14 protein-coding genes are annotated in these 14,558 nt (G+C 69.8%); 6 read left to right on the plus strand and 8 right to left on the minus strand.

From position 1 onward, the window contains the following. Positions 1–26: 26 nt before the first annotated feature. Both guaA and guaB read right to left on the minus strand, forming a co-directional pair. Entirely contained in the window at positions 27–1,643 is a 1,617-nt protein-coding gene (gene guaA / locus BHU06_RS07345) for a glutamine-hydrolyzing GMP synthase (protein ID WP_070398502.1), read from the minus strand. A 151-nt stretch (positions 1,644–1,794) separates the two neighbouring features. Further along, positions 1,795–3,264: an IMP dehydrogenase gene (gene guaB, locus BHU06_RS07350; RefSeq protein WP_070398503.1), complete on the minus strand. Its 1,470-nt coding sequence runs from the start codon at positions 3,262–3,264 to the stop codon at positions 1,795–1,797. A 142-nt stretch (positions 3,265–3,406) separates the two neighbouring features. Between guaB and BHU06_RS07355 the strand changes: the two genes are divergently transcribed. Further along, positions 3,407–3,964, plus strand: coding sequence for a DUF4124 domain-containing protein (locus tag BHU06_RS07355; protein ID WP_254668132.1), 558 nt, complete (start codon positions 3,407–3,409; stop codon positions 3,962–3,964). A gap of 18 nt (positions 3,965–3,982) precedes the next feature. Here BHU06_RS07355 and BHU06_RS07360 read toward each other — a convergent pair whose 3' ends face one another. Both BHU06_RS07360 and BHU06_RS07365 read right to left on the minus strand, forming a co-directional pair. Beyond that, positions 3,983–4,330 carry an RnfH family protein gene (locus BHU06_RS07360; protein WP_070398504.1) on the minus strand — a complete coding sequence of 116 codons (348 nt, stop codon included), beginning with the start codon at positions 4,328–4,330 and terminating at the stop codon, positions 3,983–3,985. Positions 4,331–4,333: 3 nt separating this feature from the next. Beyond that, entirely contained in the window at positions 4,334–4,780 is a 447-nt protein-coding gene (locus BHU06_RS07365; RefSeq protein ID WP_070398505.1) for a type II toxin-antitoxin system RatA family toxin, read from the minus strand. A gap of 113 nt (positions 4,781–4,893) precedes the next feature. Between BHU06_RS07365 and smpB the strand changes: the two genes are divergently transcribed. The 4 genes from smpB (at position 4,894) to BHU06_RS07385 (ending at position 7,252) form a co-directional block, all read left to right on the plus strand. Further along, the gene (smpB, locus tag BHU06_RS07370; protein ID WP_070398506.1) at positions 4,894–5,373 is read left to right on the plus strand and encodes an SsrA-binding protein SmpB; all 480 of its coding nucleotides are present in this window, start codon (positions 4,894–4,896) and stop codon (positions 5,371–5,373) included. Between the two features lie 97 nt (positions 5,374–5,470). Then, positions 5,471–5,848 carry a hypothetical protein gene (locus BHU06_RS07375; RefSeq protein ID WP_070398507.1) on the plus strand — a complete coding sequence of 126 codons (378 nt, stop codon included), beginning with the start codon at positions 5,471–5,473 and terminating at the stop codon, positions 5,846–5,848. A 29-nt stretch (positions 5,849–5,877) separates the two neighbouring features. Continuing rightward, entirely contained in the window at positions 5,878–6,408 is a 531-nt protein-coding gene (locus tag BHU06_RS07380; protein ID WP_070398508.1) for an RNA polymerase sigma factor, read from the plus strand. Positions 6,409–6,424: 16 nt separating this feature from the next. Then, a complete protein-coding gene (locus BHU06_RS07385) occupies positions 6,425–7,252 on the plus strand; it encodes an anti-sigma factor (RefSeq protein WP_070398509.1) in 828 nt (275 codons plus the stop codon). An 87-nt stretch (positions 7,253–7,339) separates the two neighbouring features. Here the strand turns inward: BHU06_RS07385 and acs are convergent, their stop codons facing one another. Continuing rightward, a complete protein-coding gene (gene acs / locus BHU06_RS07390) occupies positions 7,340–9,334 on the minus strand; it encodes an acetate--CoA ligase (protein ID WP_070398510.1) in 1,995 nt (664 codons plus the stop codon). Positions 9,335–9,489: 155 nt separating this feature from the next. Between acs and BHU06_RS07395 the strand changes: the two genes are divergently transcribed. Next, entirely contained in the window at positions 9,490–10,086 is a 597-nt protein-coding gene (locus BHU06_RS07395; protein WP_070398511.1) for a YqhA family protein, read from the plus strand. Between the two features lie 22 nt (positions 10,087–10,108). Here BHU06_RS07395 and uvrC read toward each other — a convergent pair whose 3' ends face one another. The 3 genes from uvrC to BHU06_RS07410 all read right to left on the minus strand — a co-directional run bounded on the left by uvrC (position 10,109) and on the right by BHU06_RS07410 (position 14,407). Further along, positions 10,109–12,232 (minus strand): excinuclease ABC subunit UvrC, encoded by a 2,124-nt coding sequence (gene uvrC, locus BHU06_RS07400; protein ID WP_070398512.1) that lies wholly within the window; start codon positions 12,230–12,232, stop codon positions 10,109–10,111. Between the two features lie 39 nt (positions 12,233–12,271). After that, positions 12,272–13,405, minus strand: a complete 1,134-nt coding sequence (locus BHU06_RS07405) for an acyltransferase (protein WP_083293047.1) — start codon at positions 13,403–13,405, stop codon at positions 12,272–12,274. 138 nt (positions 13,406–13,543) lie between these two features. After that, entirely contained in the window at positions 13,544–14,407 is an 864-nt protein-coding gene (locus tag BHU06_RS07410; protein WP_070398514.1) for a cupin-like domain-containing protein, read from the minus strand. Between the last annotated feature and the right edge of the window lie 151 nt (positions 14,408–14,558).

A 14,558-nucleotide genomic window follows, 5' to 3' on the forward strand; every position in this document is an offset into this window, starting at 1 on the left:
TACATTAGAATCAATTCTGCGACGGATCACTCCCACTCGATCGTCGCCGGCGGCTTGGAGCTCACGTCGTAGGTCACGCGGTTGATGCCGCGCACCTCGTTGATGATGCGGCCCGACACGCGCTTGAGCAGGCTGTAGGGCAGCTCGGCCCAGTCGGCGGTCATGAAGTCGCTGGTCTGCACGGCGCGCAGGGCCACCACGTAGTCGTAGGTGCGCCCGTCGCCCATGACGCCCACGCTCTTGACCGGCAGGAATACCGTGAAGGCCTGGCTGGTCAGGTCGTACCAGCTCTTGCCGGAATGCGGCTCGATCGTGGAGCGCAGCTCCTCGATGAAGATGGCGTCGGCGCGGCGCAGCAGGTCGGCGTAGTCCTTCTTCACCTCACCGAGGATGCGCACGCCCAGGCCCGGCCCCGGGAAGGGGTGGCGGTAGACCATGTCGTGCGGCAGGCCCAGGGCCACGCCAAGTTCGCGCACCTCGTCCTTGAACAGGTCGCGCAGCGGCTCCAGCAGCTTCAGGCCCAGCTGCTCGGGCAGGCCGCCCACGTTGTGGTGGCTCTTGATGGTGACGGCCTTCTTGCTCTTGGCGCCACCGGACTCGATCACGTCCGGGTAAATAGTGCCTTGTGCCAACCACTTGGCGCCTTTTGTTGAAGCACCACTTGAAGTGAGCTTGGCGGCCTCGGCCTTGAAGACGTCAACGAACAGGCGGCCAATGATCTTGCGCTTTTGCTCGGGGTCGCTCACGCCGGCCAGCTCGCCCAGGAAGAGTTCGCTGGCGTCCACGCGCACCACCTTGGCGTGCAGCTTGCCGGCGAACATCTCCATCACCATGTCGCCCTCGTTCAAGCGCAGCAGGCCGTGGTCGACGAAGACGCAGGTGAGCTGGTCGCCGATGGCGCGGTGGATGAGCGCGGCCGCCACGGAGGAGTCCACCCCGCCGGACAGGCCCAGGATGACCTCCTCGTCGCCCACCTGCTCGCGGATCTTCTCCACCGCCTCGGCGATGTGGTCGCGCATCACCCAGTCGGGGCTGGTGCCGCAGATGTCCAGCACGAAGCGCTCGAGCAGGGCGCGGCCCTGCACCGTGTGCGTGACCTCGGGGTGGAACTGCACGCCATAGAAGCGGCGCGCCTCGTCGGCCATGCCGGCGATGGGGCAACTGGGCGTGCTGGCCATGAGCTTGAAGCCAGGCGGCAGCTCGGTCACCTTGTCGCCGTGGCTCATCCAGACCTTGAGCATGCCGTGGCCTTCGGGCGTGGTGAAGTCGGCGATGTCCTTCAGCAGCGCGGTGTGGCCCCGCGCGCGCACCTCGGCGTAACCGAACTCGCGGGTGTGGGAGCCCTCGACCTTGCCACCCAGCTGCTGCGCCATGGTCTGCATGCCGTAGCAGATGCCCAGCACCGGAACGCCCAGTTCGTAGACGGCCTCGGGCGCCTTGTCGTCCACCTCGTACACGCTGGCGTGGCTGCCCGAGAGCACCACGCCCTTCAGGCGCCCGTCGGCGGCGAACCCGCGCACCCAGTCGCTGCTGACGTCGCAGGGGTGCACCTCGCAGTAGACGTGCGCCTCGCGGATGCGGCGCGCGATGAGCTGGGTGACCTGGGAGCCGAAGTCGAGGATGAGGATCTTGTCGTGCTGCATGGTGGTCGGTGAACGTCAAAAAAAGAGACGGGCCGTCTCGAAAGACGACCCGTTGAGCAAGAGGCCACCCCTTCCAGGGCACCGCGGAACTGGCTTTGCCAGGCCGCAGGTGCCGCCCCCTGGGGGGTGACGCCGCAGGCGGCGCGGGGGATCAATCGGCTCGGTAGTTGGGCGCTTCCTTGGTGATCTGCACGTCGTGCACATGGCTCTCGCGCATGCCCGCGGCCGTGATCTGCACGAACTCGGCGCGGTCCTTCATCTCCTGGATGGTGGCGCAGCCGCAGTAGCCCATGCTGGCGCGCACGCCGCCCGCGAGCTGGAACAGGATGGACACCACCGAGCCCTTGTAGGGCACGCGGCCTTCGATGCCTTCGGGCACCAGCTTGTCGGCGTTGGGGTTGCCGGTGCTGCTTTCCTGGAAGTAGCGGTCGGCGCTGCCCTGCTGCATGGCGCCGATGGAGCCCATGCCGCGGTAGCTCTTGTAGCTGCGGCCCTGGTAGAGGATGACCTCGCCCGGCGCCTCTTCGGTGCCGGCGAACATGCCGCCCATCATCACGGTGCTGGCGCCGGCCGCGATGGCCTTGGCGATGTCGCCGCTGTAGCGGATGCCGCCGTCGGCGATGAGCGGGATGCCGCTGCCGCGCAGCGCGGTGGCCACGCTGTCCACGGCCATGATCTGCGGCACACCCACGCCGGCCACGATGCGGGTGGTGCAGATGGAGCCCGGGCCGATGCCGACCTTGACCGCGTCGGCGCCGGCCTCGGCCAGGGCCAGCGCGGCCGCGCCGGTGGCGATGTTGCCGCCGACCACGTCCACCTGCGGGTAGTTCTGCTTGACCCAGCGCACGCGCTCGATCACGCCGCGGCTGTGGCCGTGCGCGGTGTCCACCACGATGGCGTCCACACCGGCCTTGACCAGGGCCTCGACACGCTCCTCGGTGCCCTCGCCCACGCCCACCGCCGCGCCCACGCGCAGGCGGCCGGCGGCGTCTCGCGCGGCGTTGGGGAAGTTGAGCTGCTTGGTGATGTCCTTGACCGTGATCAGGCCCTTGAGCTCGAAGGCCTCGTTGACGACCAGCAGGCGCTCGAGCTTGTGCTTGTTGAGCAGGGCCTTGGCGGCGTCGGGGGTGGTGCCCTCGGGCACGGTGATCAGGCGCTCGCGCGGGGTCATGATCTCGCGCACCGGCAACTCGTAGCGGGTCTCGAAGCGCAGGTCGCGCCCGGTGACGATGCCCACCACCTTGCCCGCGTCCACCACGGGGAAGCCGGAAACGCCCAGCTCGTCGGAGAGCTTCATCACCTGGCGCACCGTGGTGTCGGGCGGGATGACCACCGGGTCGCGCAGCACGCCGCTTTCGTAGCGCTTGACCTTGGCCACTTGGGCGGCCTGCTCGGTGGCCGTGAGGTTCTTGTGGATGATGCCCATGCCGCCCTCCTGGGCGATGGCGATCGCCAGGCGGGCCTCGGTGACGGTGTCCATGGCGGCGGACACGAGCGGCAGGTTGAGCTGGATGTTGCGGGAGAAACGGGTGGCCAGCGAGGTGTCCTTGGGCAGGACCTGGGAGTACGCGGGCACCAGCAAAACGTCGTCGAAGGTGAGCGCGTTGCCGAGGAGGCGCATGAGGGAGACTCCAAAAAGCGGATTGTAAACGTGGCCCCCTGGTCGCCCGTCCGGCGCCGGGCCGGTGCCGTCCGTTGCCTGAGGGCATCGCTTCGGCGGCCGCGGGGGGCCGGGCGCGGCACCCCGGACATACACTGGCCGGATGCCGAACGCCCCCTTTGCTCCCCTCGCCCTGCGCTCGCTGGCCGCCCTGGCACTCACCGCCGCGATGGCGGCCCCGGCCCTGGCCCAGTGGCAATGGATCGACAACGCCGGCCGCAAGGTCTACAGCGACACCGCGCCGCCAGCGGGCACGCCCGACAAGAACATCCTCAAGCGCCCCGCCGCCGCCGGGCCCATGTCCGCGTCACCGGCCCACCCCCCGGCGCCCGCCGCCGCCTCGCCGGCCGCCCCGGGTGAGGCCGCCGCGCCGCTCGTGCCCCAGGCCCCGGGCGTCGACAAGGAACTCGAGGCGCGCAAAAGGGAGGCGGAGGCCGCCGAGGCCGCCAAGAAAAAGCAGGAGGCCGAAAAACTGGCGCGCGCCCGGGCCGAGAACTGTCAGCGCGCCAAGACGGCCAAGACCACGCTCGATTCGGGCCAGCGCCTGGCCACCACCAACGCCAAGGGCGAACGCGAGATCATGGACGATGCGCGCCGGGCCAGCGAGGCCCAGCGCCTGCAGCAGATCATCGCCAGCGACTGCGGGCCGCTGCCGCAGTAGCAGCCTCGGTAACGGACCTCAGTACCCGGCCTTGCTGTTCGGCCGGCGTTTCGAGAACAGACCGGCGCCGCGGGCGCCCTGCCCCGCGAAGCGCTCGCGCCGCGCCACCTTGGGGTCCACGCGCAGGGCTCGCAGCAGCTCCAGGCGGTCGCCCTCCCGCAAGACCTGGTCGGGCTCGCAGCGGCGGCCCCAGACGGCCAGGCTCAAGCCATCACCCAAGCCATCAGCCAGCGATGCCGTTTCGGGAAACTGCATCAGCCAGCCTGCCGCGCGCAAGGCGTCCCGGGCGCTGGCGCCGTCGGGCAGGTCCACCTCGGCCTGGTGCACCGTGCGCGGCGCGCTCGCGTACAGCAGGGTCACGCGCATGGTTCAGGCGGTGCCGTAGACCTGGTCGGCGCGCTTGACGAAGGCGTCCACCAGGTTGCCCGCGATGCGGTCGAACACCGGCCCCACCACCGCGGCCAGGGCGCCGCTGGAAAAGCCGTAGCGCAGGGTGAACTCGACCTTGCAGGCGCGCTGCGAGCCGTCGCCCAGGGGCAGGAACTTCCAGACCCCGTCGAGCTGGGAGAAGGGGCCATCGACCAGCGCCATGTGGACCTCGCGGTCCGGCACGTGGGTGTTGCGGGTGGTGAAGCCCTGCTGCAGGCCGCCGATGGACATGCCCACGCGGGCCACCATGCCCTCGGGCGTGCGCTCGATCACGTCGGCGCGGTCGCACCAGGGCAGGAACTGGGGGTAGTGCTGCACATCGGTGACCAGCGCGAACATCTCGTGGGCGCTGTGCCACAACAGCACGGACTTGTGAATGGTTTTCATACAATCGCCGGTCCCGCGCGGGCACCACGCCCGCGGGCGCCGCGACAGGGCCTCGGCGATTCTAGTGTCGCCCCCGCCCTTGCCGCCCGGGCTTTCGCCCCCACCTCCCACCCATGTCCACCAGTCAACACCAGCCCAGCGACAGCCGCATCGCCGACAACAAGAAGGCGCTGTTCAACTACGCCATCGAGGAACGCTTCGAGGCGGGCATGGTGCTGCAGGGCTGGGAAGTGAAGGCCCTGCGCGAAGGCAAGGTCCAGCTCACCGATGGCTACGTGGTCATCCGCGACGGCGAGCTCTTCCTCATCGGCTGCCAGATCAACCCCCTGCGCACCGCCAGCACGCACGTGAGCGCCGAGTCCGCGCGCACCAAGAAACTGCTGCTGCACAAGGCGCAGATCCATCGCCTGATCGGCAAGGTCGAACAGAAGGGCTTCGCCCTGGTGCCGCTGAACCTGCACTGGAAAGGCGGTCGCGTGAAGTGCGAGATCGCCCTGGGCAAGGGCAAGGGCGAGCACGACAAGCGCAACACCATCAAGGACCGCGAGGGCAAACGTGAGGTGGAGCGGGCGATGAAAGAGCAAAAGCGCTGATTTTTTTCCGCGTGCGGGAATAAACCGCCCGCGCCCGGCGTTGACTCCAGTGCAGGACGCCCCGTCCTGCACCACCATCCACCCTGGAGAACGCGCCATGAAATCGCTGATGTCCCTCGCCCTGGTCACCGCCCTGCTCGGCGGCTGCGCCTCGATGGCTGCCCCCGCCGCACCGGCCAAGATGGCCGACGGCGTGCTCGTCGGCCCCAACCAGATGACGCTCTACACCTTCGACCGCGACGCGACGGGCAGCGGCAAGTCGGTCTGCAACGGGCCCTGCGCTGCCAACTGGCCGCCGTTCATGGCCGGCGCCAGCGACAAGGCCGCCGGCGACTACAGCATCGTCACCCGCGACGACGGCGCCAAGCAATGGGCCTTCAAGGGCAAGCCCCTGTACTACTGGGTGCGCGACACCAAGCCCGGCGACAAGACCGGCGACGGTTTCAACAACGTCTGGCGCGCCGCCAAGCCCTGAGGCCGCTCGCGCACGGGTCGCCGCCGCCCATGAACCCGCCCGAGCTGATCGCCCAGATCCCCGCGCTGCGCCGCTACGCGCGGGCCCTCACCGGCGACGCCTGGGCCGCCGACGACCTGGTGCAGGACACGCTGGAGCGCGCCTGCGGCAAGTGGCGGCTGTGGGTCGTGGGCACCGACCTGCGGGCCTGGCTGTTCACGCTCATGCACAACCTGCACGTGAGCGGCGTGCGACAGCAGCTGAGGCGCTCGGCCGCCTTCACACCGGTCGACGTGGACGAGGTAGCGGACGAATTGGCCGCGCCCGACGCCGCGCAAGACCTGGCGCTGGACCTGCAGCGCTGCCTGCTGCAACTGTCCGAGGAGCAGCGCGCCGTGCTGCTGCTGGTGAGCCTGGAGGACATGAGCTACGAGCAGGTGGCCCGCATCACCGACACCCCCATCGGCACGGTCATGTCGCGCCTGTCGCGCGCTCGCGCGCGCCTGCAGGCCCTGTTGGACGCGCCGGCCCGGGGCGCGGCCAGCGCCCCACCTTCCCCGCACCTGAAGCGGCTGAAATGACGCCGCCCCCGCCGCCATGGACAAGCCCCCTTCCCATCCCCCGCTGAGCGACGCCGAGATCAACGCTCTGCTCGACGGGCAGCTCGGTGAGGCCGAGCGCGCCGCCCTCGACCAGCGCCTAGCGCACGACGCCGCCGCGCGCGCCCGCCTGGACGCCTGGCGCGCGCAGCGCGAGGCGATCCGCGGCCTGCACCGCGGGCTGCTCGACGAACCGCTGCCCCCCGCCCTGCTGGACGCCGCCCAGCGCATGGGCGAGGCCCGCCAGCGAGGCGAGCGCTGGTGGCGCTGGGGTGGCATGGCCGCCGGCGTGCTGCTGGCCTTTGGCGCGGGCTGGCTCGCCCACGGCCAGTGGCGCGCGCCGGCCGAGGCCCGTCTGGCCGCGCGCGGCCCGGCCACCGCCCTGCCCGCCTTCGCGCACGACGCGGCCCTGGCGCACGCCGTCTACTCGCCCGAGAAGCGCCACCCCGTGGAGGTGGCCGCCGCCGAGCAGGAACACCTGGTGCAGTGGCTCTCGCGCCGCACCGGTCGGCCCTTGAAGGTGCCCGATCTGCAGGCCCAAGGCTACGCCCTGGTGGGCGGGCGGCTGCTGCCGGGCGAGGCCGGCGCACGCGCCCAGTTCATGTTCCAGAACGCCGGCGGTCAGCGCGTGACCCTGTACCTGGGGGCGGTGGACCCGGCCTCGGCGGCCGCGCCCGCCGGCCGCGAAACCGCCTTCCGCTTCGCGCCGGACGGTCCGGTGCCGGGCTTCTACTGGGTGGACCAGGGCTTCGGTTACGCGCTCAGCGGCCCGCTGCCGCGCGAGGCGCTGATGGCGCTGGCCGAGGCGGTGTACCGCCAGCTCTGAAGCCGCCGGCTGTTTCGCCGCCGGCCGCCCCAAGGCGACACGCGCCCCCTCGGCAGGCAGCGACCCGCGCAGCGGCGGCGCGGGGCGTCAGTTGTTCTGCGCCAGCTGCTCCAGGATCGCCGGGTTCTCCAGCGTGGAGATGTCCTGCGTGATCGCCTCGCCCTTGGCCACGGCGCGCAGCAGGCGGCGCATGATCTTGCCGCTGCGTGTCTTGGGCAGGTTGTCGCCGAAGCGGATGTCCTTGGGCTTGGCGATCGGGCCGATTTCCTTGCCCACCCAATCGCGCAGCTCCTTGGCGATGGCCTTGGCCTCGTCACCCGTGGGGCGGGCGCGCTTGAGCACCACAAAGGCCACGATGGCCTCGCCGGTCACGTCGTCGGGGCGGCCCACCACGGCGGCCTCGGCCACCATGTCCGTCTTGGCCACCAGGGCCGATTCGATCTCCATGGTGCCCATGCGGTGGCCCGAGACGTTGAGCACGTCGTCGATGCGGCCCGTGATGCGGAAGTAGCCGCGGTCGGCGCTGCGCACCGCGCCGTCGCCGGCCAGGTAGTAGCCCTTGAGCTCCGGCGGGAAGTAGCTCTTCTTGAAGCGCTCCGGGTCGCCCCAGATGGTGCGGATCATCGAAGGCCAGGGCTTCTTGATGACCAGGATGCCGCCCGCGCCGTTGGGCACGTCGTGGCCCGCCTCGTCCACGATGGCGGCGGCTATGCCCGGCAGCGGCAGCGTGCAGGAGCCCGGCACCAGCGGCGTGGCGCCCGGCAGCGGCGTGATCACGTGGCCGCCGGTCTCGGTCTGCCAGAAGGTGTCCACGATGGGGCAGCGCTCATGGCCGACGTTCCGGAAGTACCACATCCAGGCCTCGGGGTTGATGGGCTCGCCCACCGAGCCCAGCAGGCGCAGGCTGTCCAGGTTCCAGTTCTTCGGGTGCACCTTCTCGTCGCCTTCGGCCGCCTTGATGAGCGAGCGGATCGCCGTGGGCGCGGTGTAGAAGATGCTGACCTTGTGCTTCTCGATCATCTGCCAGAAGCGCCCCGCGTGCGGGTAGGTGGGCACGCCCTCGAACACCAGCTGCGTGGCGCCGGCGGCCAGGGGGCCATAGGCCACGTAGGTGTGGCCGGTGATCCAGCCGATGTCGGCCGTGCACCAGAACAGGTCCTCGGGCCGCAGGTCGAAGGTCCAGAGCATGGTGAGCCGCGCCCACAGCAGGAAGCCCGCGGTGCTGTGCTGCACGCCCTTGGGCTTGCCCGTGGAGCCGGAGGTGTAGAGCACGAACAGCGGATGCTCGGCGCCGACGAACACCGGCGGGCAGTCGGTCCCCTGGCCGGCGATGGCCTCGGCCCAGGTGATGTCGCGGCCCGCCACCATGTGGCAGGCCGTGGGGGTGCGCTGCAGGGTGATGACGGTCTTGATCGACTCGCAGCCGCCCATGGCGATGCCTTCGTCGACGATGGCCTTGAGCGGCAGCTCCTTGCCGCCGCGCATCTGGTAGTTGGCGGTGACGACGGCCACCGCGCCGGCGTCCTGGATGCGCTCCTGCAGGGCCTTGGCCGAGAAGCCGCCGAACACCACGCTGTGCGTGGCGCCGATGCGCGCGCAGGCCTGCATGGCCACCACGCCCTCGATGGTCATGGGCATGTAGATGATGACGCGATCGCCCGGCTTGACGCCCCGGGCCTTGAGCGCGTTGGCGAACTGCGAGACCTTGGCCAGCAGCTCCTTGTAGGTGACGCGGGTCACCGCGCCGTCGTCGGCCTCGAAGACGATCGCCGTCTTGTTCTCCACCGGCGTGCCCATGTGGCGGTCCAGGCAGTTGTGGGAGGCGTTGAGCTGACCGTCCTGGAACCACTTGTAGAAGGGCTTGTCGCTGGCGTCCAGGGTCTGGGTGAAGGGCTTGTGCCAGGCCAGGTGCTCCCTGGCCAGTCGGGCCCAGAAGGCCTCGGGGTCCTTGTCGGCCTCGGCGCACAGGGCTTCATAGGCCTTCATGCCCGAGACACGGGCGGCGGCGACGGTGGCGGCGCTGGGCTCGAACACCCGGTTCTCGACCAGGACGGATTCGATCGACGACGAAGGCGATGACATGGCGGGTGTCTCCTCGACTGTTGTGCTGGAAAACGGGGCCGGCGGCACTGTGCGCAAAGGCACTTACGGCCAACTGACACGGGGCGAGGCTTCTACAATAACCGACGCCTGCGGCTGCCCATTCGGTGCGCCGCTTTTTTTGGCCCCGACACACCATGACCGACCCCCTCAAAGCCGCCCGCCCGATCCGGCCCCTGCCCAACCTGATCTTTGCCAGCCGCTGGCTGCAGCTGCCGCTGTACATCGGTCTGATCGCCGCGCAGGCCATCTACGTCTACCACTTCTGGGTGGAACTGGTGCACCTCATCGAAGCCGCCTTCGGCAGCGAGATCGCCTTGCAGAAGCTGGTCAGCAGCATCGGCTACAAGAGCGACGTGGTGCCGACCAGCCTGAACGAGACCATCATCATGCTGGTGGTGCTGGCGCTGATCGACGTGGTGATGATCTCCAACCTGCTGATCATGGTGATCGTGGGGGGCTACGAGACCTTCGTCAGCCGCATGAACCTGGAAGACCACCCCGACCAGCCGGAGTGGCTGAGCCACGTGAACGCCAGCGTGCTGAAGGTGAAGCTGGCCACGGCCATCATCGGCATCAGCTCCATCCACCTGCTCAAGACCTTCATCAACGCCGGCAACTACGAGGTCAAGGTGCTGATGTGGCAAACGCTCATCCACATCGCCTTCCTGTTCAGCGCCCTGGCCATCGCGCTGGCCGACCGGCTGATGTCCGCGCCCTCGCAGGACCACTGAGCCTGGCGCGCGGCGCGCGCCCTCAGTGCAGGGCCCGGTAGATCGCATCGGCCAGATCGGCCGAGATGCCTTCCACCGTGGCCAGGTCCTCCACGCTGGCCGAGGCCACGCCGCGCACCCCGCCAAAGCGCTGCAGCAGGCGCGCGCGCTTCTTGGGGCCCACGCCCGGGATGTCTTCGAGCTGACTCGCCCCCACCCGCACCTTGGCGCGCTGCGCGCGCATGCCGGTGATGGCGAAACGGTGCGCCTCGTCGCGGATCTGCGCGATCAGCATCAGCGCCGCCGAGTCGTGCCCCAGGTAGACCTTGGCACGGCCGTCGGCGAAGACCAGTTCCTCCAGGCCCACCTTGCGGCCCTCGCCTTTCTCCACGCCGACGATGCTGCCCAGGTCCAGCCCGAGCTGCTGGAACACCTCGCGCGCCACGCCCACCTGGCCCTTGCCGCCGTCGATGAGCACGATGTCCGGCAGGCGCGGTCCGGTGGCCGGCATGTCCTTGCCCGAGTCCTTGGGGGCTGAAGGTGTGGCCGGTGTGTCCTCCACCGCCGATGGCGGCGGCTCGGCCCCGCCATCGGGCCCGGCGGCCACCGCCACCTCCGTGCCCGGCGGCAGCGCGGCCTCGCCCGCCTCGGCCTTCAGCGCCTCCGCGATGCGGCCGTAGCGGCGCGTCAGCACCTGGCGCATGGCGGCGTAGTCGTCGCCGGGCGTGATGCCATCGATGTTGTAGCGCCGGTACTGACTGTTCTGCAGCTTGTGGCCCTCGAACACCACGCAGGAGGCCTGCGTGGATTCACCCGCCGTGTGCGAAATGTCGAAGCACTCGATGCGCAGCGCCTCCAGATCGTCGTCGGGCAGTTGCAGGGCCTCGGCCAGGGCGCGCGTGCGGGCCTGCTGGCTGCCCTCCTCGGCCAACAGCCGCGCCAGCGCGATGCCCGCGTTCTTCTGCGCCATCTCCAGCCAGGCGCGGCGGTGCTCACGGGGCTGGTGCACCGCGTGCACCTTCTGGCCGGTCTGCTCGCTCAGCGCGTCCAGCAGCGGCCGGCCCACGGGCTGGCTGGTCACCAGCACCGGCGGCATGGGCGCGCCCAGGTAGTGCTGGGCGATGAAGGCTTCCAGCACGCGCCGCGCGGCGCGCTCGCCGGGCTCCACCGCCTCGGCCGCGGACGGCCCGACGGGCTCGGGGCCTTCGGCTTCGGCCTGCGCCATCTGCTCCTCGATCGCGCTGGCATCGTCCAGGTGGGCCGGAAAGTACGGCCGGTCGCCCAGGTGGCGGCCGCCGCGCACCATGGCCAGGTTCACGCAGGCACGCCCGCCCAGCACCTTCACGGCCAGGATGTCCACGTCCTGGTCGCCGCCCACTTCCATGCTTTGCTGGTGCAGCACGCGCGACAGCGCGGTCATCTGGTTGCGGATTTCGGCCGCCTGCTCGAACTCCAGCTTCTCGCTGTGCGCCAGCATGCGCCGCTCCAGCGTCTGCAGCACCTGCTGCGTTTCGCCGCGCAGGAAACGCTCGGCGTTGGCCACGTCGCTCAGGTACTCGGCCTGGTGGATCAGGTCCACGCAGGGGCCGCTGCAGCGCTTGATCTGGTACAGCAGGCAGGGCCGCGTGCGGTTGGCGAAGACCGTGTCCTCGCAGGTGCGCAGCTTGAAGACCTTCTGCAGCAGCTGGATGGACTCCTTCACCGCCCAGGCGCTGGGGTAAGGGCCGTAGTAGCTGTGGCGCTTGTCCACCGCGCCGCGGTAGTAGGCCATGCGCGGGAACAGCGTGGAGGCGCTGGGCACGCGGCCCGTCAGCGGGCGCAGCGCCTCGCGCGTGCCGGTGATCTTGAGGTAGGGGTAGCTCTTGTCGTCGCGGAACAGGATGTTGAACCGCGGGTTGAGCGTCTTGATGAGGTTGTTTTCGAGCAGCAGAGCCTCGGCCTCGCTGCGCACCACGGTGGTCTCCAGCCGCACGATGCGGCTCACCATGTGGCCGATGCGCGTGCCGTCGTGGTTCTTCTGGAAGTAGCTGGAAACGCGCTTCTTCAGGTTGCGCGCCTTGCCCACGTAGAGCAGCTGGCCCTGGGCGTCGAAGTAGCGGTAGACCCCCGGCAGCGCGGGCAGCGCCGCGACCTCACCCAGCAGTTGTTCGGAATGCGCCTCGGACATGGGGCGTATTGTCGCGCCCCGCCAGTGCCCGTCCGGGCCTCAGGGGCGCGGGCGCGGCAGCAGCGCACCCAGGCCGCGCCGCAGCGTGTCGGCCACGCGCCGGAACACCACGCGGTAGGCCTCGCGCCGCTGCTCACCGATCTGCCCCAGCGCCCAGGTCGCCAGCAGCACGCCGGCCAGCAGAGCGGCGTAGCCCGCCCAGCCCGAGGCCGACACACCCGCCGCGCGCGCCAGCACCAGCAGGCTGAAGTGGATGAGGTAGAAGCTGAAGGTGCGGTCGGCCAGCCAACGGATCAGCCGGCCGGCGCGCGCGGGGAAGTTCCAGCCGGCCCCCGCGCAGCCCACCACGAAGCCGGCGAACAGCAGGCCCGTCACGTAGTCGGACAACACGTGCTCGGTGGAGCCCGGCTCGAACGGGAACGGCGCCCAGGCCGCGATGGCGGCGTACAGGGCGCGCGAGGCCCCGTCCGCGGCCTGCCGGGCACCCGACAGGAAGAAAGCCACGTACGCCAGGGCGCACAGCAGCATCAAGGCGCGCGCCGGCCAAGGCCCCAGGCGCAGGGCGCCCAGGTGGCGGCAGAGGAACACGCCCAGGCACCACACCGGCAAGAGCATCAGCATGGCCGGCCCCATGAAACCCAGCACCAGCAGCAGCAGGGGCCAGCGCCACCAGCCGCGCGCGTAAACGAACACGCCGAACAGCGCGTAGTACCAGACCTCATAGGCCAGCGACCAATACGGCTCCATGCTGAAGGGCTGCCAGGAGCCGAACCAGCCCTCGCCCAGGAACAGCCAGTGGAAGGGTGGCACCAGCGCGGCCTTGGGGTACTGCCAGGCATAGCCGGCGTAGGCGTCGGGGTTCAGTCCCAGGCCGATGCGGTCGAGCAGCAGCGCCAGCAGCACGGCGGGAATGGCCACCGAATAGATGCGCGAGATCCGCGCGAGCGCGTAGTGCCCGGCGCTGCCATGGCGGGACAGCGTGCTGTGGGCGATGACGAAGCCCGAGATGACGAAGAAGGCGATCACCGCGTCGTCGGCCGAACGGTGCCAGGTGAGCGAGAGCGACGCGGGCGCCAGTTCCAGCACCACCGAATGGCCCACATAGACCGCCAGCGCGGCCACGACGCGGCACAGATCGAGCCAGATGGAGAGCGAGGGAGAAAGAGGACTCATTTCATGGGTGTAAGGCAAGAGACGGCGCGCCACGCCCGAAACGGTCGAGCCGAGAGACACCGCGGAACCGGCTTTGCCGGGCCGTCGGTGTCGTCCCCTCGAGGGGGTCGCGCGCAGCGCGGCGGGGGTGGGCCAAAACTAGTACCCGCGCCAACCGGCCCAGGTGCGCCAGGCCTTGGCCTTCATGGCGTCGCGGCCGGGGTTCACGCCCACCGGGCCCGGCCCCAGGCCGACGCGCTTGAGCACCTTGCGCGCGCGCTGGTTGAAGTTGAGCGCGTCGCGCCAATCCGTGGTCTGCGGCGTGTTGAAGATGATGGACATGGAGATGGACACATCGTCGGCGCCGTTGTGCACGTGGTGGCCGGCCACGAAGGGGATGTGCAGCGCCTGCCCGGGCTCGAACCAGTAGCGTGTGCTGATGCCGTCCTTCTCGGGTGTCCAGGGCAGCTGGGTGCTCACGTAGGAAACGTAGTTTTCGCGGTCGGGCGAGGTCACCACGCGATCATCCCAGGGATCGGACACGGTGACCCACTTGCTGCCGCGAAACTGCAGCAGGAAGGTGGAGTAGCGGTCGATGTGGAACGGGGTCACGCTGTTGGGCGAGGCGATGAACAGGTAGAGCTTGGGCGAGATCGCCTTGTCGCCCACGCCGCGTTCCCACATGAGGGACTCGACGTCGTGGATCAGGTCCTGGTAGAGCTCGGCGAAGCTGGGGTCCGCCTGCGGCGAGTTCACCATGATGTAGGCGTCGGACTCGCGGATGGTTTCGATGGTTTCCTCGATCGAGCGGTCCAGCGGCTTCTGGCGGAAGGTCTTCTCGAAGTTGTCCCCGGTGTCCAGGCGCCGGGTGGCGAACATCACCTGCCCCTGGGGCAAGCGCGGAATGACCTTGGCCAGGTTCTCCATGGACAGGGCGGGATGCCCCATCAGCCGGTGGCCGCAGACAAACGAACCCCGGTCGAGCAAAGAAGCGTCGACGCCCTCATCAAAGCAGCGCAGCATGCCGAATCCTCCTGCGGCGCACCGGCCGCATTCCCGTTCAAGCTATGCCCCCATCGCATCCGCGCCTCTGGCGGCGCGTGTTTGTGCGGCATTCTGCTCGCCGGCCCGGACCGTGCCAAGGGGCAGCCGTCCGGCTTCCTTCAGAATGCCG

This window comes from Hydrogenophaga sp. PML113, from assembly GCF_001777155.1.
Lineage (GTDB): Bacteria > Pseudomonadota > Gammaproteobacteria > Burkholderiales > Burkholderiaceae_C > Hydrogenophaga > Hydrogenophaga borbori.

Bases quoted from the DNA above. Each gene is read 5' to 3' on its own strand.
- guaA (WP_070398502.1), bottom strand. From the start codon at position 1,643: ATGCAGCACGACAAGATCCTCATCCTCGACTTCGGCTCCCAGGTCACC.
- guaB (WP_070398503.1), bottom strand. From the start codon at position 3,264: ATGCGCCTCCTCGGCAACGCGCTCACCTTCGACGACGTTTTGCTGGTG.
- BHU06_RS07355 (WP_254668132.1), top strand. From the start codon at position 3,407: ATGCCGAACGCCCCCTTTGCTCCCCTCGCCCTGCGCTCGCTGGCCGCC.
- BHU06_RS07360 (WP_070398504.1), bottom strand. From the start codon at position 4,330: ATGCGCGTGACCCTGCTGTACGCGAGCGCGCCGCGCACGGTGCACCAG.
- BHU06_RS07365 (WP_070398505.1), bottom strand. From the start codon at position 4,780: ATGAAAACCATTCACAAGTCCGTGCTGTTGTGGCACAGCGCCCACGAG.
- smpB (WP_070398506.1), top strand. From the start codon at position 4,894: ATGTCCACCAGTCAACACCAGCCCAGCGACAGCCGCATCGCCGACAAC.
- BHU06_RS07375 (WP_070398507.1), top strand. From the start codon at position 5,471: ATGAAATCGCTGATGTCCCTCGCCCTGGTCACCGCCCTGCTCGGCGGC.
- BHU06_RS07380 (WP_070398508.1), top strand. From the start codon at position 5,878: ATGAACCCGCCCGAGCTGATCGCCCAGATCCCCGCGCTGCGCCGCTAC.
- BHU06_RS07385 (WP_070398509.1), top strand. From the start codon at position 6,425: ATGGACAAGCCCCCTTCCCATCCCCCGCTGAGCGACGCCGAGATCAAC.
- acs (WP_070398510.1), bottom strand. From the start codon at position 9,334: ATGTCATCGCCTTCGTCGTCGATCGAATCCGTCCTGGTCGAGAACCGG.
- BHU06_RS07395 (WP_070398511.1), top strand. From the start codon at position 9,490: ATGACCGACCCCCTCAAAGCCGCCCGCCCGATCCGGCCCCTGCCCAAC.
- uvrC (WP_070398512.1), bottom strand. From the start codon at position 12,232: ATGTCCGAGGCGCATTCCGAACAACTGCTGGGTGAGGTCGCGGCGCTG.
- BHU06_RS07405 (WP_083293047.1), bottom strand. From the start codon at position 13,405: ATGAGTCCTCTTTCTCCCTCGCTCTCCATCTGGCTCGATCTGTGCCGC.
- BHU06_RS07410 (WP_070398514.1), bottom strand. From the start codon at position 14,407: ATGCTGCGCTGCTTTGATGAGGGCGTCGACGCTTCTTTGCTCGACCGG.